We start from the raw sequence: 18,929 nt of genomic DNA, 5'->3' as shown, positions 1-18,929 counted from the left end.
TGATGGACTTCTCCCACGTCGAGCTCTCCCAGGAGGACCGCGCCTTCCGCGATGAGCTGCGCGCGTTCCTGGCCCGGGTCGTCACCGACGAGGTGCTTCAGCGGGACCGCGAGACCGGTGAGAATTTCGACGAGGCAGTGCATCTGGAATTGGGCCGGGCCGGCTACCTGGCCGGCGACTACCAGGACGAGGCCGACGGGGGATTCAGTGCGGTCCGGCGCCGGATCTGGGAGCTGGAGATCGGCCGGGCGCACACCCCCTGGTTCCACTGGGGAACGACGGCCATGGTCGCGCACACCGTCGAGAAGTTCGCCTCGGCCGAGCTGCTCGACGAGGTGCTGCCCGGTGTTTTGGACGGCAGCCTGCGGCTGTGCCTGGGCTACACCGAACCCGAAGGCGGATCCGACGTCGCGACCTGCAAGACGCGTGCGGTGCAAGAAGCGGATGGATCGACGTGGGTTATCAATGGCTCCAAGATGTTCACGTCGAACGCGCACAACGCCCAATACGTGTTCCTGTTGACCAACACCGATCCGGCCGCGCCGAAGCACAAGAGTCTCACCATGTTCCTGGTGCCGCTGAACTCCGCAGGTGTCGAGATTCAGCCGCTGCGCACCGTGGACGGTGACCGCACCAATATCACCTACTACAGCGATGTCCGGGTAGACGATCGGTACCGGGTCGGCGAGGTCAACGGCGGCTGGACCGTGCTGCGTGGTGCCCTCGAACTCGAGCACGGCACGTTCGAGCGCGAGACCCGCGGGCTGCAGAAGCTCGCCACCATGACCGAGCACATCAACCTGATGGCCGAGGCAGTAGACCACGTAGCGGCCGTCGCTGCAGATGACGCGGCATCACGGTATCGGCTGGGCCGGGGGATAGCCCGGCTGGAGGCCGCGTTGAGCAGCCCCGACATGTACGGCCGCGTCGCCATCGCCCAGACCATGCGCGAGGTGTCACCCGATCTCATGGACATTCTCGGACCGGCAGGCGCACTGCCCGTCGGAACGACGGGGGCCGCCGCCGACGGTGCTGCCGAGTACATATTCCGGTTGTCCGGCCCGACCGGCATCTACGGCGGAACCCTCGAGGTGTTCCGCAACATGATCGCCCAGCAGGCGCTGGGCCTGGGCCGACCGAACTACTCTCCGGCAAAGTGAGCGCAGCCGCGTCGGTACTGTGACCGGGTGCATCCCTTCGACCAGGCCCTGGAACTCGAACCATCCGGCGACGATCGGTGGCGCGGGCGCACGATCCCCGAGTGGGCCAACATGGTGGGCCCGTTCGGCGGTATCACCGCGGCCACCCTGGTGCGCGCGGTGGAGTTGCACCCGCAACGGCACGGCCAGCCGATTGCCCTGACGGTGAACTATCTGGCACCGATCGTCGACGGCGAGTTCGACATCCTGACACGGTGCGTCAAGACCAACCGGTCCAACCAGCACTGGATCGTCGAACTCAGCCAGGACGGCGAGGCCAAGACCACCGCCACCGCGGTGTTCGGGCTGCGGCGCCAAGGCTGGTCGGAGACCGAGATCACCCCGCCGGCGGCTCCGGCGCCCGAGGACATCGTGCCATCGGTCCCGCCGTTCGGTGTGGTGTGGTTCGACAACTACGACATGCGTTTCGTCGACGGGGCGATGCCCGACACCGCTGGTGAACCGACCGAGTCGGCGAGTTCCACCACGACCCTGTGGGTGCGTAACAAGCCTTCCAGGGCTATGGATTTCGCGGCGTTGGCCTCGGTCAGCGACATCTTCTATCCGCGGGTGTTCCTGCGGCACGGGCAATTCGTGCCGGCCGGAACCGTGTCGATCACGGTGTACTTCCACGCCGACGAGGAACAACTTGCGGCGCAGGGTGACGACTTCGTGCTGGGAACGGCGCGGGCGCACCGGTATTCCGGCGGCTATTTCGATCAGAGCGCCCAGCTGTTCGGGCGCAGCGGCGTCCTGCTGGCCACCAGTCACCAGTTCGTCTACTTCAAGGCCTGAGGTCGTCAGGGGCCGACTGCAGGGCGATCCACGCGCTCACCCGGGTCTGTGGATCGTCGAGCTTGCCGGGCAGGGCCGCCTCGATGGCCGCGAGCCGGTTGCGCACGGTGTTGCGGTGCAGGCCCAGCTCTTCAGCGACCTTGAGGCGGGAACCATGGTGGCGCAGAAAACAACGCAGGGTCTCCAGCTGCTCGGAATCGAGGCCGTGCAACCAGGATTCGGCGAAAGCCGCGGCCTTGTCGGGATCGATCAGGCCGAGCGGACCGTTGTCGATCACCCGGTCCCAGACCACCACCCCGGACACGTCGGTGGCCTGGGCGAGCGCCAGCCCGGCCGTGCGGTAGCCGGTCGCTCCGTCGCGCGGGGCCACCGAGTTCCCGACGCCGACCTGCAACCCCTCGCCGGCCAGGTGGGAGCCCGTCGCTTCGGTGCGTGCGGGTTCGGCCACTGCGCAGAGCTCGCCCGCGTACACACCGGCGAGGATGCCGCGCCGCTCCAGGGTGGCCGCTGCGTCCTCGATGGCCGATTCGTCACCGGTAGCCCGGAGAAAGCGGATGTGCTTTGGCAATTCGGCCGCGGGCTGGTCCACCTCCAGCACCAGTTGCGCGGTGCGGGCGTCGCTTTCGGCGAGAAGTTCCAGGGCGCGGCTGCGCAGGTGTTGCCGGGTGGTGGCACGACTGCGGTCCTGCTCGTCGATGAGCCCCAACAGGGCGACCGCGGTCGTCACGGCCTGGCGCTGCCCTTCCGACGCCCTGGCCGGCATCAGCGCCGCCAGGTAGGCCGATGCCCGGCCGCGCGATCCGATGGGGTGAATGGACACCGACAGCGTCGGATTGGAATGTGCGGCGGCCGAGCGTAATCCGTGCGCCTGCAACCGCCTCACGTCGGCGGCGAGCTCGTCGAGCGGAAATTCACCGCGTCGGGTGCCGACCGGGCCGGTGACGACCCGGCCGTCGGGATTCATCAGGCACGTGGCGCCGTCCAGCGCTGCGGCCAGTGCGGTGATGACCGCCACCGCGGGATCCGGCTTGGCCGCGGCAGAGATGAGCTTGCGCTGCGTCTTGAGCGACTCGCGCGTCGCGGTGGACTCCTGCTCTTCCAGCAGATGCGCGATGTGCCGGCTGATCGCGACGAAAGTGGTGGGCCGCGGCACCTCCACCAGGTTCACCTGGTACCGGCAGCAGGCATCGGCGAGTGCGGCCGGGGTCTGGGCATGGGTGAGTCCGATGGCGAACCCGATGGCGGCCACGCCGGCGTCGGCCAGCCTGCGCACGTAGCCGTCCCACTCGTCGCGCCAGTGGCCGGTGTCCAGGCCGGTGGTCAACAGGATCTCCCCACCCTCCAGGAACGGGCACGGATCAGCGAGTTCGCTCGCGGCCACCCAGCGGACCGCGGCGTCGGGGTGTGGGACCTCGACCGCACACAATGCGAGCGCCGAGACATCCAGGACATCGCGGACCAGAACCATGCTGACAGTTTTGCACAATATGTGGCGTGATATATGTGCATCACAGACCTGCCGTCGGGGGCCGCAGTTCCCTAGCGTGAGGACGAACAACCGCCACCAGCAGGAGGAACACGTGAGCATCGCCGAGATCGCGGGTGCGGCCGTCACTCAGGAACGCCGACTCGTCACCGCAATTCCGGGGCCGATCTCGCAGGAGATGCAGGCACGCAAGACCGCTGCGGTCGCCGGTGGGGTCGGAATCACCCTGCCCGTGTTCGTGGTGGCAGCCGGCGGCGGCATCCTGGTGGACGCCGACGGCAACCAGCTCATCGACTTCGGCTCCGGCATCGCCGTGACCACCGTGGGCAACAGCGCGCCCGCCGTCGTGGAGGCAGTGACCCAGCAGGTCGCCGCGTTCACCCACACGTGTTTCATGGTCACGCCCTACGAGGGTTATGTGCGGGTGGCCGAGGAGCTGAACCGGCTGACCCCCGGCGAGCACGAGAAGCGCAGCGTGCTGTTCAACTCCGGCGCCGAAGCCGTCGAGAACGCCGTGAAGATCGCCCGGGCACACACCCGCAGGCAGGCTGTCGTGGTCTTCGACCACGCTTACCACGGCCGTACCAACCTCACGATGGCCATGACCGCCAAGAACCAGCCGTACAAGAACGGCTTCGGGCCGTTCGCCGGTGAGGTGTACCGGGTGCCCACCTCGTTCCCGTTCCGTGACGGTGAGACCGACGGTGCGGCAGCCGCGGCCCGCGCCCTCGACCTCATCGACAAGCAGGTCGGCGCCGACAACGTCGCCGCCATCGTCATCGAACCCATTCAGGGCGAAGGCGGATTCATCGTTCCTGCGCCCGGGTTCCTGCGCGCGCTGCAGGACTGGTGCACCGAGGCCGGCGCGGTATTCGTCGCCGACGAGGTGCAGTCGGGCTTCGCCCGCACCGGCGCGATGTTCGCCGTCGAGCACGACGGTGTCGTCCCCGATCTGATCGTCACCGCCAAGGGCATCGCCGGTGGCCTGCCGCTTTCGGCCGTCACCGGCCGCGCCGACATCATGGACGCCCCGCACGCCGGCGGCCTCGGCGGTACCTACGGCGGCAACCCGATCGCGTGCGCCGCCGCACTTGCCGTCATCGACACCATCGAGCGGGACGGACTGCTCGCCCGCGCCGGGCAGATCGAGAAGACCATGGTCGGCCGCCTCAACGCGATGGCCGCCGAGGACACCCGGATCGGCGAGGTCCGCGGCCGCGGCGCCATGATCGCCGTCGAACTGGTCAAGGCCGGCACCACCGAACCCGACGCCGACCTCGCCAAGCGGGTCTCGGCCGCCGCCCATGCCCAGGGCCTGGTGGTGCTGACCTGCGGAACCTACGGCAACGTGCTGCGCTTCCTGCCGCCGCTGTCGATGCCCGACCACCTGCTCGAGGAGGGGCTGGACATCCTGGCGGCCATCTTCACCGAGACCCGCTGACCGCCCGTCCGACTCGATCCCCGGGAGACGCTGTGAACACGCAGAACGCGATCGCCGAACTCGACGCCAAGCACGGCATCGTCATCGACGGACAAGCCCGTGGTGCGGCCACGACATTCGAGGTACATGACCCCGCCACCGGCCTGACCATCGCCGAGGTCGCCGACGGCACCGTCACCGATGCCCGGTCGGCAGTGGACGCCGCGCACCGGGCCTTCGGCGACTGGGCCAGGACCAGCCCGCGGCAACGCAGTGAGATCCTGCGCCGGGTGTTCGATCTGATGATCGCCGACACCGAGCGGCTGGCCGCCCTGATCTGCGCCGAGAACGGCAAGTCGCAGGCCGATGCCCGCGCCGAGGTGGGCTATGCGGCGGAGTTCTTCCGCTGGTTCTCCGAGGAGGCCGTGCGGACAGACGGCGCCTACGGCATCAGCCCCGCCGGCGGCACCCGCACACTGGTCACGCACAAGCCGGTCGGTGTCGCCGCACTGGTGACGCCGTGGAACTTTCCGGCGGCGATGGCGACCCGCAAGATCGCCCCGGCGCTGGCCGCGGGCTGCACCGTGGTCCTCAAGCCGGCCGCCGAGACGCCTCTGACGGCCCTCGCGATCGCCGGAATTCTCTCGGCCGCAGGCGTTCCCAATGGTGTGGTGAACATGGTCCCCACCACCGATGCCGCCGCGGTCGTCGAGAACTGGCTGCGCGATGAGCGGGTCCGCAAGGTGTCGTTCACCGGCTCCACCGGTGTCGGCCGCATCCTGCTCAAGCAGGCTGCGGACCGGATCGTCAACGCCAGCATGGAACTCGGCGGCAACGCGCCCTTCGTGGTGACCGCCGACGCCGATGTCGAGGCGGCTGTCGCCGGCGCCATGGTGGCCAAGTTCCGTGGCGGCGGTCAGGCCTGCACCGCGGCCAACCGGTTCTACGTACACGCCTCGGTGGCCGAGGAGTTCGTCGCCCGCCTGGGCGCGGAGGTCGCGGCACTGCGGGTCGGGCCGGCATCGGATCCGGCATCGCAGATCGGCCCCCTGGTGAGCGAGCGCGCCGCGCAGCGTGTGGCCGCCGCGATCGACGCCGCGGTGGCAGACGGCGCCGTGATCGCCGCCCAGGCGCAGACGCCGGCCGATGGCTGGTTCGTCGCGCCCACCCTGCTGAGCGGTGTCGCCCCGGATGCCGCGATCCTGGCTGACGAGATCTTCGGTCCCGTCGCCCCGGTCGTGGTGTGGGAAGACGAAGACGACCTCCTGCAGTGGGTGAACGACACCGAATATGGTTTGGCCGCATATGTTTACGCCGGCAGGATGCAGGATGCGGTACGGCTCGCGGAATCCTTCGATGCCGGCATGGTGGGCATCAACCGGGGTATCGTGTCAGACCCGTCGACCCCGTTCGGCGGGATGAAGCAGAGCGGGCTGGGGCGCGAAGGTGCCCGTGAAGGTCTGCACGAGTTCCAGGAGACGCAGTACTTCAGCGTCGCGTTCGACTGATCGGTCGGCTCAGAAGGGTGCCGAGTGCTGCATCAGGCTCAACATCAGCACGACCATGCACAGCAGTGAGCTGAACATGATCAGCCCCATGATGACGACCACGAACCACGACGCGCAGCGCTGCTTGCCGCGGGCCAGCTTCGCTATCCGCTCGTCGTGCATGAGTTCGTCTGCGACGAAGGCGAATTGGACGCGTTCCAGCTCGGCGTCGGCGGCAGGTGCACCGGAGGAGATTTCGCGTAGGCGGGCCGCGGCAATACCCACGCCGACCCGGTCGAATCGCCGACTCATCTGACGCGCCTGTCTGCGGGTGAGACGGTGATCGAGCGCATCCATCGAATGCGGCCACTGTCCCCATCCGCTGCCGTGCGCGTCCGACGGGGTCGTCATGATGACCTGAGTCTACGAGCGTGCCGGTTCCTCAGGAAGCCTGCGCGAGTGACTTGTTCACGTGCGCAAGTACTTTCTTCACCGGATGACACGGTGTACGTCATCGGTCACGTCACCGCCCTCCTGTGCGATCCACGGCCCCTCGATCGACGGATCGATGATCCCGTCCTCCAGCGATGTGTAGCGGCCGGCGAGCACGCCACGCGTCAGCGCGCGGTCGGAGTCGTCGCTGTTGTCCCAAAGCTCGTGGAACAACCGGTCGGCACGCACCCGGGACTGGTGACAGAACGCGTCGGCAAGCTCTACAGCCGAGTCCGCTCCCTCACTCTGGGCCCGAATACATGCCGCCGTCATCGCGAACAGCTCCGCTCCGATGTCGACGATCCGGCCGAGGAAGCGCTGCTTGTACTCCAAGCGGCCCTGCCACCGGGACATCGCGTAGAACGTGCTGCGGGCGAGCTTTCGACTGGCCCGCTCGACATAGCGCAGGTGTTCGCCAAGCGGTCCGAATTCGGTGAATGATGTTGGTAGTTGCCCTTTCCCGGTGACCAGCGTGGGTAGCCAACGCGCATAGAACTTGCCGGCCTGGGCGGCCGCCTTCGCCTTGTGCTTCAGATCGGTATCCGGGTCGATGATGTCGCCGGCCACCGAAAGGTGGGCGTCGACCGCCTCCCGGGCCAGCATCAGATGCATGATCTCGGTGGAGCCTTCGAAGATGCGGTTGATCCGCATGTCACGCAGGATCTGCTCGACGGGCACCCCACGCTCGCCGCGGGCCGCGAGCGACTCGGCGGTCTCGAAGCCACGGCCGCCACGAATCTGCACCAACTCATCGGCGATCAGCCACGCCATCTCCGAGCCGTAGAGCTTGGCCAGCGCGGCCTCGATCCGGATGTCGGTACGACCCGCGTCGGCGAGTTCGCCGGCCAGCTCGACCATCGATTCGATGCCGTAGGCGGTGGCTGCGATGAACGCCACCTTGCCGGCCACCGCGTCGTGCTCACCGACCGGACGGCCCCACTGGACGCGTTCCTTCGACCATTCCCTGGCGATCTTCAGACACCACTTCGCCGTTCCGGTGCACACTGCCGGCAGCGAAAGCCGCCCGACATTGAGCGTGGTCAGCGCGATCTTCAGGCCCTCGCCCTCGCGGCCGATCCGGTTCGCCGCCGGTACCCGTACGTCGGTCAGCTTGGTCAGGCCGTTCTCGATTCCGCGCAACCCCATGAATGCGTTGCGGTTGGTGACGACGATCCCGGGGGTATCGGCCTCGACCACGAATGCGGTGATGCCGCCCTTGTGTCCTTCGCCCGGCGGTACCTGGGCCATCACCACCAGCAGGTCCGCGATGACACCGTTGGTGGTCCACAGTTTGACGCCGTTGAGCAGGTAGTCGTCGCCGTCGGGGGTTGCGGTTGCGTGCAGCCGGGCCGGGTCGCTGCCGACATCCGGTTCGGTGAGCAGGAAGGCACTGATCTCTCGCGTGCACCGAGGTAGCCAGGTGCGCTTCTGCTCGGGTGTCCCGAACATCGACACCGGTTGCGGTACGCCGATCGACTGGTGCGCGGACAACAGGGCACCCAGTGCGGGATGCACCGAGCCCACCAGGGTGAGCGCCTTGTTGTAGTACACCTGCGACAGCCCGAGCCCGTCGAACTCGGTCGAGATCTTCATGCCGAATGCGCCGAGTTCCTTGAGCCCCTGGATCACCTTGTCCGGGATCTGCGCGTCGCGTTCGATGACCGCTGCGTCGATCTGCGTCTCGCAGAACTGCCGCAGCTTGGCCACGAACGCCTCGCCGCGCTCCGTGGTCTCGGCCGGGCCTCGCGGGTGCGGATGGACCAGATCCAACCGCAATCTGCCGAGGAACAGTTCCTTGCCGAAGCTGGGCTGATGCCACTGCGCTTCCCGCGCCTGTTCGGCGACCTGCCTGGCCTGTCGTTCGTTGACTTCTCCGGTGGCGGTCATCGCCGACCTCCATGCTCGGGCCCGATACTCCGATGGCGGTGGCATACCCGCAAACCGCTGCGGCCACGCTCGCTGTCAGAGCGCGAGGTGACGGCCCGCTTATGCGTCGCCGGTGGGCCGTAGCGCAAATATGCGGAAGGTGCGGTCTCCGGCGCGTTCCTGCGCCAACGCGTAGTTGGGCCAGAAGTCGAGTACGACGTTCCAGGCGCGCTGACGTTCCGCGCCGCTGAGCTGTTCGGCGGTGACGTCCTGCAGGTTGCCGTCACGTTCGATCAGCGCGCGGTCGGTGGCCCCGAGATTGTGGGACCAACCCGGATGGGTCGGTAGTCCCCAGTTCGATGCCACCAACAGCAGCGACCGGCCGTCGGGGACGTACTGGAGGGTGACGGTGCGCGGTGTCCCGGATCGACGTCCGGCAACCGTCAGTTGCAGCGAGGGCAGACCGGCGAGTTCGAGTACGCCGAGCCGTCCGCGGCTGAGCCGCCGGACCAGGCGCTCGGTCGGCGGGATCAGCCGGTGCCCCCTGAGCATCAGGCGGTAGGGAAGCCGACTGCCGGCCACCGCGCGTGCGAGCCGCATCCGGTCATACTTGCAGATGTGACGCCGAGAAAAGTGCGGGACACATCACCGGCGCGGGGGTGGCTGACACCGAAGCAGCAGCGCGCCTGGGTCGCCTATATGCGTGTTCAACTGCGGATGAACTACGAGATGAACCGCCAACTGCAGGCCGATTCCGGATTGTCGCTCGCTGACTACGACGTGCTGGTGGCGTTGAGCAACGCGCGTGCCGACGGCATGCGGGTCAGCGATCTGGCCGCCCAGATCGGCTGGGAGCGCAGCCGGCTGTCACATCAGTTGCGGCGCATGGAAGAACGCGGCCTGACCGAACGCCGGTCCAGCGCCGCTGATGGCCGTACCACCAACGTCGTGCTCACCGACGTCGGGCAGCAGGCCATCGACGAGGCTGCCCCCGGCCATGTCGATCTGGTGCGCAGCCTGTTCTTCGATCCGTTGCCCGACAATCTGCTCGCCCCGTTCACCGCGGCCCTGGAACATATCCACGTCAACCTCAATCTCAACAGCTCACTACCGCCTGCGCCGAGCTAGCATTTGTGTGAACTATCACCTAAATGTGAGGGGCGAGACCATGAGTGACGTCATCACCCGCCTGATGGAGGCCAATCTTCTTGCCGTGTTCGACCAGCGCGACCCGCAACTCCGCGCTGAAGCGATCGCGACCACTTACGCGGATGACGTGCAGTGGATTGACGACGAAGGCGTCGCCACCGGCCATGTCGAACTCAATGCAAAGGCGGCTGAACTGCAGGAAAAGCTGCCAGGATTGCACTTCGTGAAAGCCGGCCCGGTCCGGCAGACGCGCGGTCTGGGATTTCTGGCCTGGGAAGTGCGGACGGCCGACGACGACACCGTAGCGTCGGGCTTCGACGTCGCCGAGATATCAGGTGATCGCATCGTTCGGATGTGGACGGTGCTGAACTCGCCGGAATAGGTGATATATCACCTACGTTGTGGCTGGCGGAACGCACGAACCGCACACGAACGGAGTCCGATCATGGGACAGCTCGACGGCAAGACGGCACTGGTCACCGGAGGAACCTCGGGCATCGGTCTGGCCACCGCCCGTCGGCTCGCCGATGAAGGCGCCTACGTCTTCATCACCGGCCGCGACCGCGCCCGCCTGGACGAGGCGGCCGCCTCCATCGGCGCCCGCGGCATCCAGAGCGACATCGGCAAGATCGAGGAACTCGATGCCCTCGCCGAGGCGATCGGCAACCACGGCCAAGGGCTCGACGTCGTCTTCGCCAACGCCGGCGGAGGCGACTTCGCCACCCTCGCCGATGTCACCCCGGAGCACTACCGGGACAACTTCGATCGCAACGTCGCCGGCACTGTGTTCACCGTCCAGAAGACGCTGCCATTGCTCAACTAGGGCGCCTCGATCATCCTGGCCGGCTCCACCGCCGCCTCTGAAGGGGTGCCCGCGTTCGGCCTTTACGCGGCGTCCAAGGCGGCCATCCGCTCACTTGGTCGCACCTGGGCCGCTGAGCTGGCCGACCGCAAGATCCGGGTCAACACCGTCGTGCCCGGACCGATCGAAACGCCGGGGCTGACCGGTCTGGCGCCGGACGACCAGAAACAGGATCTGCTCGACGGAATGGCCGCGCAGGTGCCGATGAAGCGGCTGGGCCGCCCCGACGAGGTCGCCTCCGCGGTGTTGTTCCTGGCCTCGGATCAGAGCAGCTTCATGACCGGAGCGGAATTGGCGGTCGACGGCGGGCAGATTCAGCTGTGACACAGGTCTCGCTACACTTACCGTAAGTCCAACGGTTAGGAGTTGCGTTGATCAAGGTCATGCAGGGCGTGCGAGTGCTCGAGGTCGCGCAGTTCACCTTCGTTCCGGCGGCCGGGGCCATCCTCGCCGACTGGGGCGCCGACGTCATCAAGGTCGAGCACCCATTGCGCGGTGACACCCAGCGGGGCTTCATCAACATGGGTGGGTTCCAACTCGACCCGGACCGCCACCCCCTCATCGAGCACCCCAATCGCGGCAAGCGCAGCGTCGGTATCGATGTCTCGACCCCCGGCGGCCAGGAGGTCCTCTACGAGATCGCCAAGACCGCCGACGTCTTCCTGACCAATTACCTTCCCGCCCAACGGCAGAAGAACAAGTTCGATGTCGAGCACATCCGGGCGGTGAATCCGGACATCATCTACGCCCGCGGCAGCGCCTACGGGGACAAAGGGCCCGAGCGTGATACCGGAGGATTCGACGGCACGGCGTTCTGGACCCGCAGCGGCGTCGGGCACGCGCTCACCCCGGAGGCGATCAATGGTGCCCTGTCCCAGGGCATTCCGGCCTTCGGTGATTCGATCGGCGGGATGAACATCGCCGGTGGGATCTCTGCGGCGCTGTTCCACCGCGAGCGGACCGGCGAAGCCGCCGAGATCGACGTCTCGCTGTTGAGCACGGCGTGGTGGGCGGCCGGCGCCAGCGTCACGCAGGGCATGGAGACCGGCGAGACCATGCGCTCGTTGATGCCCGACGACATCAGCTCGGTGAACCCGTTCATGGCCAATTACCGCACGTCCGACGGGGGCACCATCAACCTGTGCATCGTCAGCCCGACCGGTTACATCCGCGACGCCTTCGAACATCTCGGTCTGCCCGAACTGGCCGATGATCCGCGGTTCTCCGATGTGTTGCCGCTGATCGAAAACGCCTCGGAGGGCGTTGAACTCATCGCCAAAGCGATCGGCAGCAAGCCCTTCGAGTATTGGCGTCAGCACCTCAAGACCATGAAGGGTCAGTGGGCGCCGTTCCAGAGCCTGGTCGATCTCGCCTCGGACGATCAGGCGGTGGCCAACGACATGATCGTCGAGGTGGAGGCCGCCGACGGCGGCAAGCCGTTCAAGGTGGTGCGCGGCCCCGTGCAGTTCAACCACGAGCCGCTGGAGACCACCCGCGCGCCTCAGGCCTCCGAGCACACCGAGATCGTGCTGATGGAACTCGGCATCGACTGGGACCGGATCGAAGAACTCAAGGATTCCGGCGCCATCGCCTGAGCCTCAGAGCCCGGGGTGTGGTCCTGAGCTAGTTGCAGCCGCCCGCGTGGACCCACCGGCCGTTGTAGCCGATGCAGCCGCTGATGTTGGCGCCCGGCGGGGGCGGCGGTGGCGGTGGGTCCTCGGGCAGCGGCGCGTAGTACGCCGGCGGCGGAACATACGGGGCGACGGCGTCGGCGACGTTGACACAACCGCCGACCGAGATGCGCCGTCCGGCGCTCGCGCACACGTCGGCGCCGGCCGTTCCGGCCGGAGCGAACAGGACGATGGCGCCCGGCAGCGCTGTGAGCGCGAGCGCGGCGGTGGCTGCGCGGGCCCAGGGTGAAGGTGACGATGAGCTGAACATCATTGTCCTAAAGGCTGATCAGGTTGCTTGATTCCGCAACGGCTACGGAAGTCGGTGAGCGGTGCACGGATGCCGACGAGGTCGGCGTGGGCCTGCGGGTTCGCGTCGAAGAAGGCCTTGGTGTCCTGCGGAACCTCGTCCTGCGGGCGGCCGTGCAGGTTGGTGTAGAAATCGTTGACGTCCGGGTGGGTCCACAAGTAGGTGGACGTCGCGGCGGCGACCCCGGAGGCGATGCCGGCCAGATCGGCGGCGGTGCAGTTGGGCGGGCGCGGCGGCGGCTCGGCCGCGGCGGTCACCGGGCTGAACAGACCGACGGCGACCCCGACGGCACCCGCGGCGAACGCCGGTAACATTCCGTAGCGCACGGTGGTCGGTGTGCGGGACACAGCGGGACTCCTTCCCGAGGTGGGCAGGTGCCGATTGCATCGCCCGGCGGGCCGAACATTAGCAGGCCGAACGGGGTGCGCGCGACGAATCATTCGCTCGGCAAGGACGTGGCTTGAGTTGGTGCGTCAGTGTTTAAGGCTGCGCGCCTGATGCGGTCCGGGCGTTGCGATACGCCGTAGGGGTGGTGCCGAACCAGCGTTTGCAGGAGCGGGTGAGGACACTCTGCTCGGCGTAGCCGAGTTGGTGGCAGAGCTGGTCGAGCCCGAGGTCGGTGTCGAGCAGCAGGCGCTGGGCGACGTCGCGGCGGGTCTGATCGACCAGGTCGGCGAACGTGGCGTCCTCGGCGCGCAGTCGTCGTTGCAGGGCCTTCGGGTGCAGCCCGATATGCCGGGCGATGTCGGTGAGGCCGACGGCGCCCGTGGGTAGGAGCTGGCGCACCAGGCTGCGCACCAATTGGCTGGCCGCCGGGTTGAATTCGCCTGTCACCTGGGCGAGGTAGTCGACCGCTGTCTGGTGGGCGAGTTGATCGGTGGGCAGCGGCCGCTGCAGGTCGGTGGTGCGCAGGGTGAAGCCGGCGACCGGCTCGAAAAAGCTGGGCGGGCAGCCGAAGTAGCTCTGATAGTCGTCGGCGGGGGTCAGCGCGGCATGGGGGAGGTGTACCGCGACGGGTCGGTAGGCGGCGCCGAGGAACAGCCGCAGTACCTGCAGCGTGACCCCCAGCGACAGCTCGATCGCCTGGGCTTGCGGTGGCGACGGATCGAGGACGTACTCGAATTCGAAGCGCCGCAGATTCGGGTCGAGATGTGTGGTGACGCGCGCGGTGATCGACGGGCTGTAGGCCGCCATGAACTTGTCGAAAACCACGAATGCCTGGGCGACCGTGCCGGCGTTGCGGCCGGCCAGCCCGACCGGGCCGAGGACGTCGATGCCTTGACGCAGCGCCAAACGCCGCCCGAAGTCCGGGGTTTCGAGCGCGACGGCCGCATCCTCGAGCATTCGCGCTCCGTTGGGCAGCGAGATGAACCGGTCGTGGCGACCGACATCGTCATAGGGAATGTGGGCGGCAGCGACCAGATCGCGACTATCCCCGCCGAGTTCGGTGACGAGCTGGTGAAAATTGGTCAGCGCCGTCCCCCGAATCACGGCCATGTCCCACAATGTCAAAGATTTGTCCTGGAATGTCAAGACAGAAGCTGTCAGTTTGCTGCACAGTTGATGCCCGGGTCGGGGTGAAACGGCTGCGCGGCTTGCCCCACCAATGGCTCGCTGCACAGACCAAGTTCCCATGGAGGAGAGGCGCGCAGTGTCTGACGTGCAGGGTGACCAGTTGGTGGCGGCGGTTATACCGAACGGTGGCGTCCTGCCGTTCCCGCCGGTTCCGTCGGGCAGTACCGCGGGACGGACGTTGCAGGAGTCGATGTACAACCCGCGGGTGGTGCCGAAGCGGCTGCCCGACGACTCACCCAACATCGTCATCGTGCTCATCGACGACGCCGGGCCGGGCCTGCCTTCGACGTTCGGCGGTGAGGTCACCACATCGACGCTCGACCGTATCTGCGCTGAAGGTGTGTCCTACAACCGGTTTCACACCACCGCGATGTGCTCGCCCACGCGGGCCTCGCTGCTCACCGGCCGCAACCACCACGAGATCGGCAACGGCCAGATCGCCGAGCTGGCCAACGACTGGGACGGATATGCGGGCAAGATCCCGCGGTCGAGCGCCACCGTCGCCGAAGTGCTCAAACAGTACGGCTACGCCACCTCGGCCTTCGGCAAGTGGCACAACACGCCCGCGGAAGAAACCACCGCCGCCGGACCGTTCGAGAACTGGCCCACCGGATTGGGTTTCGAATACTTCTACGGGTTCCTGGCCGGCGAGGCATCCCAGTATGAACCGAACCTGGTGCGCAACACCACCGTCGTGGCTCCGCCGAAGACGGCCGAAGAGGGCTACCACCTGTCCGAGGACCTGGCCGACGACGCCATCTCCTGGCTGCGCCGGCACAAGGCGTTCAACGCCGACAAGCCGTTCTTCATGTACTGGGCCAGCGGCGCCATCCATGGTCCGCACCACATCATGAAGGAATGGGCCGACAAATACGCCGGCAAGTTCGATGACGGATGGGATGCCTACCGGCAGCGGGTGTTTGAACGAGCCAAGGACAAAGGATGGATTCCGGCCGACTGCGAGCTGACCGAGCGGGACCCGCAGCTGGCGGCGTGGGATGACATCCCCGACGACGAGAAGCCGTTCCAGCGCCGTCTGATGGAAGTCGCCGCCGGATTCGGTGAGCACGTCGACGTCCAGGTGGGCCGCATCGCCGACGAGCTCGAGTCGCTGGGCTACGCCGACAACACCCTGTTCCTCTACATCTGGGGTGACAACGGCTCCTCCGGGGAAGGTCAGAACGGCACGATCGCCGAACTTTTGGCGCAGAACGGGATTCCGACGACGGTGCGCCAGCACATCGATGCTCTGGAGGAGCTCGGCGGGCTCGACGTCCTGGGTTCCCCGCTGGTGGACAACCAGTATCACGCCGCCTGGGCCTGGGCTGGTTCCACGCCGTACAAGGGCATGAAGCTGCTGGCCTCCCACCTCGGTGGTACCCGTAACCCGATGGCAGTGCGGTGGCCGGCCAGGATCGCCGCTGATGCCGCACCCCGGGACGTCTTCCTGCACTGCAACGACATCGTGCCGACCATCTACGACATCGTCGGTATCGCACCGCCGCAGGTCGTCAACGGCGAGCCTCAGATGCCGCTCGCGGGATCCAGTTTCGCCCGCACACTGGCTGACCGAAATGCGCCCGGGGGTAAGAAGACCCAGTACTTCGAGATCATGGGCAGCCGCGGCATCTATCACGACGGCTGGATGGCCTCCGCACGCGGCCCGCGGCTGCCATGGGTCCCCGGGCAGCCGCCGGGCATCGCGACGTGGACGCCCGACAACGACACATGGGAGCTGTACCACCTCGACGAAGACTGGTCGCAGGCCCACGATCTCGCGGCGGAACAGCCGGAGAAGTTGGCTCAGATGCGGGAGATGTTCATGGTCGAGGCCGCCCGCAACGCGGTCTTACCCGTCGGCGGTGGCCTGTGGGTTCCGGTGTATCACCCCGAGTTGCGGATCGCCCCGCCGTACAAGGAGTGGGAATTCTCGGGTGACACCATCCGGATGCCCGAATTCTGCGCACCGGCGCTGGGCAACAAGAACAACGTCGTGACGATCGATGTCGACATCCCCGCCAACGCGAACGGAGTGCTGTACGCCCTGGGCGCGGCGGCCGGCGGGCTCACGGTCTATCTGGACGAGGGGCAGCTGTGCTACGAGTACAACCTGTTCATCTTGTCGCGCACCAAGATCCGCACCGACGGCAAGCTGCCGCCGGGTCGTGCCACCATCACGGTCACCACCCGGTACGCGGACCCGCGCCCGGCCGGCCCACTCGACATCACCATCGCGCGCAACGGCGAGACGATCGCCGGTGGACAGGTCCCGATCAGCGCGCCACTGCTGTTCACCGCCAACGACTGCCTCGACATCGGCACCTGCCTCGGCTCACCGGTGTCGCTCGACTACCGCGAACGCGCACCGTTCCCCTTCGAAGGGCAGATCCACCGCGTCCATGTCGCCTACACCTAACCAGTAGCAAAACCTAAGAAAGGAACGGCTTTTCGTGAAGAGGGATCGGCGCGCGGTCAAACGGCTGCTCGCGTTCGGCACCGCGATGCTGATGACGGCCACACTGGCGTGTTCGCCGGCCGACAAATCCGGTGAATCGGGGACGGCGCAGTTGACCCCCGATGAGGCCAAAGCCATCGCCCTGGACGCCTACGTGTACGGGTATCCGCTTGTCACCGTCGAGATGACGCGACGCGTGATGACCAATGTCGAGACGGCCCAGGCGCCGCGGGCGCCGATGGGCCAGTTGATGCGGATGCGTGAGTACCCGAACGCCCAGTTCCGCGATGTCACCGCGCCAAATGCCGACACGCTGTACACAAACGGATTCGTCGACGTCAAGGACGAGCCGTGGGTGCTGACCTTGCCGGATGCGCACGACCGGTACTACCTGTTCCCGATGCTCGACGGCTACACCAACGTCTTCGAGGTACCCGGGAAGCGCACCACCGGAACCGGTCCGCAGACCTACGCCATCACCGGTCCGGGCTGGAAAGGCACGCTGCCCGCGGGCGTGAAGGAGTACAAGTCACCCACCTCGACGGTGTGGCTGCTCGGCCGCATCTATTGCGACGGCACGCCGGAGGACTACGCCGCCGTGCACAAGCTCCAGGATGAGATCTCGCTGGTCCCCCTCAGCTCGTACGGCAAGCCCTACACTCCGCCGGCCGGCAAGGTCGATCCGACCGTCGACATGAAAACGCCGGTCCGCGACCAGGTCAACAACCTGAGCACCGAGGCCTACTTCGATCTGATGGCCGGCCTGATGAAGGACAATCCGCCGACCGAGGCCGACCGGCCGATTGCGGACAAGATGGCCAAGCTCGGCATCGTGGCGGGCGAGAAGTTCGACATCAACAAGCTCGGTTCCGATGTCGCCGCGGCCCTGCAGTCGGTGCCCAAGGAGGGCGTCGAGAAGATCCTGGCCCGCTTCAAAGAGGTCGAGGACATCAACGGCTGGCGGTTCACCACACAGACCGGTCAGTACGGCACCGACTATCTGCAGCGCGCGATGATCACCTATATCGGGCTGGGCGCCAACCGGCCCCAGGACGCGGTCTACCCGACCTCGGAAACCGATACGGGTGGTCAGCCCTACGACGGAGCCAACAAATACAGGCTGCATTTCGACAAGGGGCAGTTCCCACCGGTAGAGGGGTTCTGGTCATTGACGATGTATGACGAGGGCTACTTCTTCGTCGACAACCCGCTCAACCGCTACACGCTGAGCCAGCGGAACACGTTCGTCACCAACCCCGACGGCTCGGTCGATCTGTACCTGCAGCACGAGAACCCCGGCCCGGAAAAGGCAGCCAACTGGCTGCCGGCGCCGGCCGGCAAATTCAACCTCATGCTGCGGCTGTACTGGCCCAAGGAGACCTCGCCGTCGATCATCGACGGCACGTGGAAGCCGCCGGCCATCACGAAGGTCCAGTAGCGCAGGATTCGCTACCAATAGCCGAAATGGCTGCCAGACCAGGTCTGGCAGCCATTTCGGTATTTGTCTGGGGTGCGGAGAATTACGTGTGCACCGTGCGGTGGCGATGACGAAGCAGGCGGGTCAACCAGCGGACATCGATCAACATTGCGTTGGCCTTTCTCTCAGGCGCTCTTGATAAGCAGGGGTAGCAACCGGCGGCGTGCCGTGTTGCCTTCGGCGAAGTGATGCAGGGCTTCGGGCACCGAGGAGCTGAGCGGGACGCCCACCTCCTGGCGGTGGATCTCGGAGACGACCGGCTGGCTGGCGATGACCGACCAGTCCACTCCCAGTGCGCCGCACTTTTCATCGATGTCGTAGAACAATGAGATCGCCTGCGGTGCAAAGCTGTTCACGCCACTCAAATCGAGTGCCAATGGCTTCTCCGCAAGGATGAACCGATTTACATACGACGCGATCTGGTCGATGTTGTTGCCGTCGATATCTCCCTTGACTGTCACCACTGTCGCCAGCTGGCGGCACTGCGCGCGCATCGAAGCGCCCTCGCAGATGACTGCCGAGTTCCCGTACCGAAAGTGTCGATCCATTGCCGGGGTGTTGTTCGTGAATGTCATGATCAGCCTCCCGCCGTCTTTCCTGAGCTCTGGCTGAGCTCCGTCGCGTCAACCTGTTCATGACGGTATGCGGGCAATCTAAGGCGGCTGGGAGCCAGCGTTAATACTTTG

The 18,929-nt window shown here is 66.6% G+C and carries 17 protein-coding genes and 1 pseudogene; 10 read left to right on the top strand and 8 right to left on the bottom strand.

Annotation, left to right across the window (positions count from 1 at the left end; translation table 11 throughout):
* Positions 1 to 2: 2 nt before the first annotated feature.
* Together BN2156_RS17960 and BN2156_RS17955 are read left to right on the top strand one after the other, a co-directional pair.
* Entirely contained in the window at positions 3 to 1,160 is a 1,158-nt protein-coding gene (locus BN2156_RS17960; protein WP_090516360.1) for an acyl-CoA dehydrogenase family protein, read from the top strand.
* A 27-nt stretch (positions 1,161 to 1,187) separates the two neighbouring features.
* Positions 1,188 to 1,994, top strand: coding sequence for an acyl-CoA thioesterase (locus BN2156_RS17955; RefSeq protein WP_090516359.1), 807 nt, complete (start codon positions 1,188 to 1,190; stop codon positions 1,992 to 1,994).
* On the opposite strand, the gene BN2156_RS17950 is transcribed toward BN2156_RS17955, so the two are convergent.
* Positions 1,984 to 3,462, bottom strand: coding sequence for a PucR family transcriptional regulator (locus BN2156_RS17950; RefSeq protein ID WP_090516358.1), 1,479 nt, complete (start codon positions 3,460 to 3,462; stop codon positions 1,984 to 1,986). The genes BN2156_RS17955 and BN2156_RS17950 overlap by 11 nt on opposite strands.
* A 112-nt stretch (positions 3,463 to 3,574) precedes the next feature.
* Between BN2156_RS17950 and gabT the strand changes: the two genes are divergently transcribed.
* Together gabT and BN2156_RS17940 are read left to right on the top strand one after the other, a co-directional pair.
* Positions 3,575 to 4,921, top strand: a complete 1,347-nt coding sequence (gene gabT / locus BN2156_RS17945; protein WP_090517463.1) for a 4-aminobutyrate--2-oxoglutarate transaminase — start codon at positions 3,575 to 3,577, stop codon at positions 4,919 to 4,921.
* A 32-nt stretch (positions 4,922 to 4,953) separates the two neighbouring features.
* Positions 4,954 to 6,408 (top strand): NAD-dependent succinate-semialdehyde dehydrogenase, encoded by a 1,455-nt coding sequence (locus BN2156_RS17940; protein WP_090516357.1) that lies wholly within the window; start codon positions 4,954 to 4,956, stop codon positions 6,406 to 6,408.
* A gap of 9 nt (positions 6,409 to 6,417) precedes the next feature.
* Here BN2156_RS17940 and BN2156_RS17935 read toward each other — a convergent pair whose 3' ends face one another.
* From BN2156_RS17935 to BN2156_RS17925, 3 genes are all read right to left on the bottom strand, one after another.
* Positions 6,418 to 6,798, bottom strand: coding sequence for a hypothetical protein (locus tag BN2156_RS17935; protein WP_090516356.1), 381 nt, complete (start codon positions 6,796 to 6,798; stop codon positions 6,418 to 6,420).
* A gap of 78 nt (positions 6,799 to 6,876) precedes the next feature.
* Positions 6,877 to 8,766, bottom strand: a complete 1,890-nt coding sequence (locus tag BN2156_RS17930) for an acyl-CoA dehydrogenase family protein (RefSeq protein WP_090516355.1) — start codon at positions 8,764 to 8,766, stop codon at positions 6,877 to 6,879.
* Between the two features lie 99 nt (positions 8,767 to 8,865).
* A complete protein-coding gene (locus BN2156_RS17925; RefSeq protein WP_090516354.1) occupies positions 8,866 to 9,345 on the bottom strand; it encodes a nitroreductase family deazaflavin-dependent oxidoreductase in 480 nt (159 codons plus the stop codon).
* A gap of 99 nt (positions 9,346 to 9,444) precedes the next feature.
* Here BN2156_RS17925 and BN2156_RS17920 point away from each other — a divergent pair, with 99 nt between their 5' ends.
* From BN2156_RS17920 to BN2156_RS17905, 4 genes and pseudogenes are all read left to right on the top strand, one after another.
* Entirely contained in the window at positions 9,445 to 9,873 is a 429-nt protein-coding gene (locus BN2156_RS17920) for a MarR family winged helix-turn-helix transcriptional regulator (protein WP_090516353.1), read from the top strand.
* A gap of 40 nt (positions 9,874 to 9,913) precedes the next feature.
* Positions 9,914 to 10,276 (top strand): nuclear transport factor 2 family protein, encoded by a 363-nt coding sequence (locus BN2156_RS17915; RefSeq protein WP_090516352.1) that lies wholly within the window; start codon positions 9,914 to 9,916, stop codon positions 10,274 to 10,276.
* 63 nt (positions 10,277 to 10,339) lie between these two features.
* Positions 10,340 to 11,080: pseudogene (locus BN2156_RS17910) on the top strand (SDR family oxidoreductase).
* A 59-nt stretch (positions 11,081 to 11,139) separates the two neighbouring features.
* The gene (locus BN2156_RS17905) at positions 11,140 to 12,351 is read left to right on the top strand and encodes a CaiB/BaiF CoA transferase family protein (protein ID WP_090517462.1); all 1,212 of its coding nucleotides are present in this window, start codon (positions 11,140 to 11,142) and stop codon (positions 12,349 to 12,351) included.
* 28 nt (positions 12,352 to 12,379) lie between these two features.
* Here the strand turns inward: BN2156_RS17905 and BN2156_RS17900 are convergent, their stop codons facing one another.
* From BN2156_RS17900 to BN2156_RS17890, 3 genes are all read right to left on the bottom strand, one after another.
* On the bottom strand, positions 12,380 to 12,697 hold the full coding sequence (locus BN2156_RS17900) for a hypothetical protein (RefSeq protein ID WP_090517461.1): 318 nt from the start codon (positions 12,695 to 12,697) through the stop codon (positions 12,380 to 12,382).
* Positions 12,697 to 13,083, bottom strand: coding sequence for a heme-binding protein (locus tag BN2156_RS17895; protein WP_235625393.1), 387 nt, complete (start codon positions 13,081 to 13,083; stop codon positions 12,697 to 12,699). The genes BN2156_RS17900 and BN2156_RS17895 overlap by 1 nt, the downstream gene beginning before the upstream one ends.
* A 133-nt stretch (positions 13,084 to 13,216) precedes the next feature.
* Positions 13,217 to 14,233: an AraC family transcriptional regulator gene (locus tag BN2156_RS17890; protein WP_090516351.1), complete on the bottom strand. Its 1,017-nt coding sequence runs from the start codon at positions 14,231 to 14,233 to the stop codon at positions 13,217 to 13,219.
* 154 nt (positions 14,234 to 14,387) lie between these two features.
* On the opposite strand from BN2156_RS17890, the gene BN2156_RS17885 reads away from it, so the two are divergent.
* The gene (locus BN2156_RS17885) at positions 14,388 to 16,727 is read left to right on the top strand and encodes an arylsulfatase (RefSeq protein WP_235625392.1); all 2,340 of its coding nucleotides are present in this window, start codon (positions 14,388 to 14,390) and stop codon (positions 16,725 to 16,727) included.
* 85 nt (positions 16,728 to 16,812) lie between these two features.
* Positions 16,813 to 18,204: a DUF1254 domain-containing protein gene (locus BN2156_RS17880; RefSeq protein ID WP_090517459.1), complete on the top strand. Its 1,392-nt coding sequence runs from the start codon at positions 16,813 to 16,815 to the stop codon at positions 18,202 to 18,204.
* Positions 18,205 to 18,368: 164 nt separating this feature from the next.
* Here BN2156_RS17880 and BN2156_RS17875 read toward each other — a convergent pair whose 3' ends face one another.
* Entirely contained in the window at positions 18,369 to 18,818 is a 450-nt protein-coding gene (locus BN2156_RS17875) for an STAS domain-containing protein (RefSeq protein ID WP_090516349.1), read from the bottom strand.
* Positions 18,819 to 18,929: the final 111 nt, after the last annotated feature.

It is taken from the genome of Mycolicibacterium neworleansense (assembly GCF_001245615.1).
In the GTDB taxonomy this organism is placed as follows: Bacteria; Actinomycetota; Actinomycetes; order Mycobacteriales; family Mycobacteriaceae; genus Mycobacterium; species Mycobacterium neworleansense.
This window is presented reverse-complemented; position numbering and strand designations above follow the sequence as displayed.